This window comes from Rhodomicrobium udaipurense JA643 (assembly GCF_000636015.1).
GTDB classification, from domain to species: Bacteria; Pseudomonadota; Alphaproteobacteria; order Rhizobiales; family Rhodomicrobiaceae; genus Rhodomicrobium; species Rhodomicrobium udaipurense.
In genome coordinates, this window is sequence record NZ_JFZJ01000171.1 from 1 (window position 1) to 5,244 (window position 5,244).

Consider the following 5,244-nt stretch of genomic DNA (forward strand, 5'->3'; position numbering starts at 1 on the left):
TTCCGCGCATGGTCTTGCCTCGCCCTCAGTCTGCATCACTCGAAACGATTCTCTCGGGGAAGCCAACCGTATGCATTGCGCTTTCCACCACCAGCGCTCGCCGCACACGCCTGTGAGCATGCCGGTGCAAACGCAAATGTCGGACTCGGAGCGCCAGCGTGCGTTGTCGAGCGCCCCTCGACGCGCTAAATCTTCTCCTCAAACGGAAAGGAATTGCGGCCATGATTCGTCAGAAAATATCCGAGACTTTGAAAGACGCCATGCGGGCGAAAGACGAGGTGAAGACGACGACGCTGCGCATGGTGAACGCTGCGATCAAGCAGAAGGACATCGACGTGGCGCGCGGTCGCGGCGACGAGCACATCGGCGAGGACGAGGTGCTGAACCTGCTGCAAAGCCTTATCAAATCTCGGCGCGAGTCGGTGGAGCTTTACAAGAAGGGCGAGCGGCCGGATCTGGTGGCGAAGGAAGAGGCCGAGATCGCGATCATTTCGGACTTTCTGCCGAAGCAGATGAGCGAGGATGACCTCAAGGCCGTCGTGAAGGAACTGGTTGGCACGCTCGGCGCGACGAGCGTCAAGGACATGGGCAAGGTCATGGCCGCGCTGAAGGCGAATTACGCGGGCCAACTCGACATGACGAAGGCAAGCGCCGTCGTGAAAGAGGTACTCGCCGGGAACTGACGGGGCGGGGAGCGCGCGCTTTCGCGCCCATCTCGCCCAAGGCGGACGCGTGGCCTCACGGCGAGGCGGCGCGTTTCGATTTGGCGCACGAAGCGCATCGCTGCGATCGCTGAAACCGCGCGGCCGCGCCGAACTCATGATGCATCGCGGACACGAGCTGTGCGCGCAGGTATCAGAGCTTAATGCAGGTTGGCGAGACCGACATGCGAGAAGCGATCCTGACGCGTTGTCAAAACCTTGGGCATGCGGGAAACCAGCTCGATCAGCAGCAGAAGCTCCTGCCTCACGTTGTGATCCTCGATCCGGCTGAACGCCGTAACCAACTGACGCGACTGCTCGACGGCGCCGTTTTTTGTGTCGACCGTAGTGCCGACCCCATCGAGCAAGGAACGGAATAACTCGTCCATGTCCTGTTTCATCACTACCGACTCCAACTCAACCTTACGCGAAGGTGACTGCCCAAACGATAATCAAAGGTGTACAAAACAATTGTTGCAACTTTAAGTCAAGGCGTGCCGTTGTTTTATCACAGTTTGTCAACGGGCTCCGCGCCTTGGCTTAAGCGTGGCTTTCGCGAGGATGGCAGACGCGACCGCGCTTCCACTCAACCTCACTCAAGCTTTACTTTGCTAAACGGACACTCTCATGTCGAAGAGAAGCACCTCCGTCTTTTCCACAGCTTCGATGCGGATATCCTCTTCTGAAACGCTGCCCGCGCCGTCGCCCGCTTCTAGGCTCTCGCCATTCGCCGTCACCGTGCCTCGAACGACAAGCGCGCGAACCGCTCAGGCTCGCGTGTCGCCCGCAACCGCCGCCGCCAACGCGTAACCTAGCGCCACCGCCGCAAGGCACATCGCCACCGAGAGGCCGACATTTGCGAGCGCCGACCATGGCTTGCCGTCGCGCAGGAGATCGAAGGTTTGCAGGCTGAATGACGAAAAGGTGGTGTAGCCGCCGCAAATGCCGATCATCACGAAGGCGCGGGCGTCGCCGTGCAGGCCGTAGCGGCTGCCCGACACCGACAGCGCCGCGAACAGCCCGATGATGAACGAGCCGGTGATATTGATGAGGATTGTGCCCCACGGAAAAAACGGTCCAGTGAGCCGCACCATGGCGTCCGAGACGGCGGCGCGCGCCACGCTGCCGATGGCTCCGCCGAGCGCGATGAAAAGATAGGTCAGCAAGGACATGGTCTGCTCGCGTGGGATCAGGGGCGATGCGGGCGCGCCCCCGAGACAAAAGAACGCCCGCTGACGGAGCGGGCGAACGAAGGAGTATAAGTCAGGGCGGGTTATAGGACTGTCACCACGCATTCACAAGCGCGCGTCAGGCGGGCGAGGTTTCGCCAGTGCCGACCGGGCACGACACGCCGGTCCCGCCAAGGCCGCAATAGCCGCCAGGGTTTTTCGCCAGATATTGCTGATGATAGCCCTCCGCGAAGTAGAACTCGCCCGCAGGTGCGATTTCGGTCGTGATCGCGCCAAGGCCCTTCGCGGAAAGCGCCTGCTGGTAAGCCTCCTTCGACGCGCGCGCTTCGCGCTCTTGCTCGTCATTCGTGGTGTAGATCGCGGAGCGGTATTGCGTGCCGACGTCGTTGCCCTGCCGCATGCCCTGCGTGGGATTGTGCGATTCCCAGAAGGCTTTCAGCAATTCGCCATAGCTGACCTTCTTCGGATCGAACACCACAAGCACCGCCTCGGTGTGGCCAGTGCGACCCGAGCAGACTTCCTCATAGGTCGGGTTGGGCGTGAAGCCGCCCGCATAGCCCACTGCGGTTACGATCACGCCGGGAATTTGCCAGAAGCGGCGTTCCGCGCCCCAGAAGCAGCCAAGTCCGAAAATCGCGATTTCGCTCCCTTCGGGGTATGGCGGCTTCAGCGCGGCGCCGTTCACGATATTTGTATCGGTGGTTGGTATTGGCGCGTCGCGGCCCGGAAGTGCGGTCGCGGCGTCCGGCATCTGTGTTTTCTTGCTGAACGAGAACATGGGCACCTCTTTCTTTCGCGCTCGATATGGGGATAAGGAGGCACGGAGAAAAAGGTTCGCGCCGGAGTTTCCGGCGCTGTTCACGCAGTCTTGCGCGCGGCAGGGCTAGTTGACGCGAACGTTAGGGATCGTGGGCTTCTCGACGCTGATTGTGTTCTGGTCGTAGATGTAGAACGCCGCGAGCGCGACGAGCGCGACGAGAAGCGCGCCGATGATGAAATTCCGCATTTTGAGTGCTCCTTCAAGCTTAAATGTCATTCAGTAAACGGACGAGGGGCGGACAAGGTTCCGTACTTGCTTTGCCGGGCGTCTCGCTATTTCTTCAAGGATGCGAATGCGGTGAGTGCTCTTGCCCGCGCCGCCACGTGATCGACAATGGGATGCGGCCACGTTTCGCCGAGCGTCACGCCAGCGTCGCGCAGGGCCGCCGCGCTGGCGGTCCATGGCTTGTGGATGAGCGATGCGGGAAGCTTCGCGAGTTCCGGCACGAAGGCGCGCACATAATCGCCCCGCGCGTCGAATTTCTCGCCCTGCAGCACGGGATTGAAAATGCGGAAATAGGGCGCGGCGTCGGCGCCGGACCCCGCCACCCACTGCCAGCTTGCGGCGTTGTTCGCGAGATCCGCGTCGACGAGCGTATCCCAGAACCAATCCGCGCCGGTTTGCCATGGCAACAGCAGATCCTTGATGAGGAACGAGGCGACGATCATGCGAACGCGATTGTGCATCCACCCCGTCTGCCAGAGCTGGCGCATGCCCGCGTCTACGATGGGGTAGCCGGTGCGTCCGCGCTGCCACGCTTCGAGCGCGGTTTCGTCGTCGCGCCAGGGGAACGCCTCGAACTCGGGGCGGAACGGCGCCTCGGGCAGGTGCGGAAAATGAAATAGCAGGTGATAGGAGAACTCCCGCCAGCCGACCTCGCGCAGATAAGCATCGGCCGCCGCGTGATCGCCCGCCGCTTCCGCTGCCGCCTGCACCGCGTGCCAGATCTGGCGCGGGCCGATTTCACCGAACGCCAGATGTGGCGAGAGCCGCGACGTGCCGTCGATGCCGGGTTCATCGCGCCGCGTGCGATAGGATGCGAGCGTCGTTTCGATGAATTGTGCGAGGCGTTTCCGCGCCGCCGTCTCACCCGGCCGCCACGCGGCGCGGATACCGCGCGCCCAATCGGGCTTCGTCGGTTCGAGAGACCAGCTTGCCAGCGCGTCGGAGCGCGGCCAGCTATCCGGCGCGGCGAGTTTTTGCGGCGCGGGCAATGGCGTTGAGGGCTCGCCGCGCTGCGATAGTGCCCGGAAAAACGGCGTAAACACGCGGAACGGCGCGCCCGCGAGGTTCGCGAGGTTTTCCGGTTCGACGAGGATCTGCCCGCCGAACCGCCGCAGCGAAACGCCGCGCGCTTCGAGCGAGAGTTTCAGCCGCTCTTCGAGTGCGCGCTGATACGGCTCATAGCCGCGCGTAAAAAAAATCGTGCGAGCGCCGGTTTCCTCGATCAGGTCACGCAACACGCGCTCGGTCTCGCCGCGTCGAAGCACCAGCCGCGAGCCGCGAGCCTCAAGATCTGCCCCCAGCGACCGCAGCGATTGATGAAGCCACCAGCGGCTTGCGCCGCCCATGCGCCAACGCCCCGGCGTCTCGTCGTCGAGGATGTAGACCGGGAGGACCGGCGCGCCCGTCTCGGTGGCGGCCGACAAAGCGGGGTGATCGGCGAGGCGGAGGTCGCGGCGGAAAAGGACGAGCGCAGGAGCGGCACGCGATGAACGGGGCATTATCGGCGTTTCTCCATTAACTCGCGACATCAAATGCGCGATTCGCCCGGAAGTTGCACCGTGAACGCCAGATCGCAATTGCGTTCCGGCGGCGTTTTTGCGACAGTTAAGCGAAGCAATCCGATCCGGCCCTGGCACGCGCAAACGGTTTTAATGCCGCAAGACGAAGCCCTGTGTATCGCGGCGGAACTCGATCCGCCTTTCACGATCCTCGGTGCGCAAAGCCAGCGCGTTCCGATCGTCTTCAATTCGCCCCACAGCGGACGGGTTTATCCATCCGTCTTCCTCGCCGCATCGAGGCTTTCCGCGCAGGCCCTCCGCAAGTCGGAAGACGCATACGTCGAACAGCTGCTGCAGGCGGCGCCAGAGCATGGCGCAGTGCTGATGCATGCGCACTTTCCACGCGCCTATGTGGATATCAACCGCGAGCCTTACGAACTCGATCCGCTGCTTTTCAACGGACGGTTACCCGATTTCGTCAACAGCCAGTCGCTGCGCGCCATCGGCGGGCTCGGAACTATCGCGCGCATCGTCAACGAGAAGGAGGAGATTTATCCGGGGCCGCTCGCGCTCGATACGGCGTTCGTGCGGATCGAGAAGCTCTACAAGCCCTATCACGCGGCGCTTGGCGAACTGTTGCAGGCCTCCCGGGCGCGCTTCGGCGGGGCCTTTCTATTCGATTGCCATTCGATGCCGTCGCAGCAGGCCGAGCGCGGCGGATGGCCGGATTTTGTGCTGGGGGATCGTTTCGGCGCATCCTGCGCGCCAGAAATCACGCGGCTCGTCATGGCGCTGCTGAAGGGTCTCGG

General features: G+C 62.7%; 7 protein-coding genes and 1 pseudogene. 2 read left to right on the forward strand and 6 right to left on the reverse strand.

The annotated features are described in order from the left end of the window. Positions 1-221: 221 nt before the first annotated feature. Positions 222-683, forward strand: coding sequence for a GatB/YqeY domain-containing protein (locus T281_RS16060; RefSeq protein WP_037241842.1), 462 nt, complete (start codon positions 222-224; stop codon positions 681-683). 179 nt (positions 684-862) lie between these two features. Here T281_RS16060 and T281_RS16065 read toward each other — a convergent pair whose 3' ends face one another. The 6 genes and pseudogenes from T281_RS16065 to T281_RS16080 all read right to left on the reverse strand — a co-directional run bounded on the left by T281_RS16065 (position 863) and on the right by T281_RS16080 (position 4,435). Continuing rightward, the gene (locus T281_RS16065) at positions 863-1,102 is read right to left on the reverse strand and encodes a hypothetical protein (protein WP_013419844.1); all 240 of its coding nucleotides are present in this window, start codon (positions 1,100-1,102) and stop codon (positions 863-865) included. Between the two features lie 210 nt (positions 1,103-1,312). Continuing rightward, positions 1,313-1,444 (reverse strand): annotated as a pseudogene (locus tag T281_RS18490) (pirin family protein); the annotation flags it as partial. A gap of 24 nt (positions 1,445-1,468) precedes the next feature. Continuing rightward, positions 1,469-1,873, reverse strand: coding sequence for a fluoride efflux transporter CrcB (crcB, locus tag T281_RS16070; protein ID WP_037241843.1), 405 nt, complete (start codon positions 1,871-1,873; stop codon positions 1,469-1,471). Between the two features lie 136 nt (positions 1,874-2,009). Then, on the reverse strand, positions 2,010-2,669 hold the full coding sequence (gene msrA, locus T281_RS16075; protein WP_037241844.1) for a peptide-methionine (S)-S-oxide reductase MsrA: 660 nt from the start codon (positions 2,667-2,669) through the stop codon (positions 2,010-2,012). 105 nt (positions 2,670-2,774) lie between these two features. Then, positions 2,775-2,897, reverse strand: a complete 123-nt coding sequence (locus T281_RS19770; protein WP_276324649.1) for a hypothetical protein — start codon at positions 2,895-2,897, stop codon at positions 2,775-2,777. Positions 2,898-2,983: 86 nt separating this feature from the next. Continuing rightward, positions 2,984-4,435 carry a cryptochrome/photolyase family protein gene (locus T281_RS16080; RefSeq protein ID WP_037241845.1) on the reverse strand — a complete coding sequence of 484 codons (1,452 nt, stop codon included), beginning with the start codon at positions 4,433-4,435 and terminating at the stop codon, positions 2,984-2,986. A 153-nt stretch (positions 4,436-4,588) separates the two neighbouring features. Between T281_RS16080 and T281_RS16085 the strand changes: the two genes are divergently transcribed. Beyond that, a partial coding sequence (locus T281_RS16085) for an N-formylglutamate amidohydrolase (protein ID WP_052037595.1) occupies positions 4,589-5,244 on the forward strand: 656 nt, incomplete at its 3' end.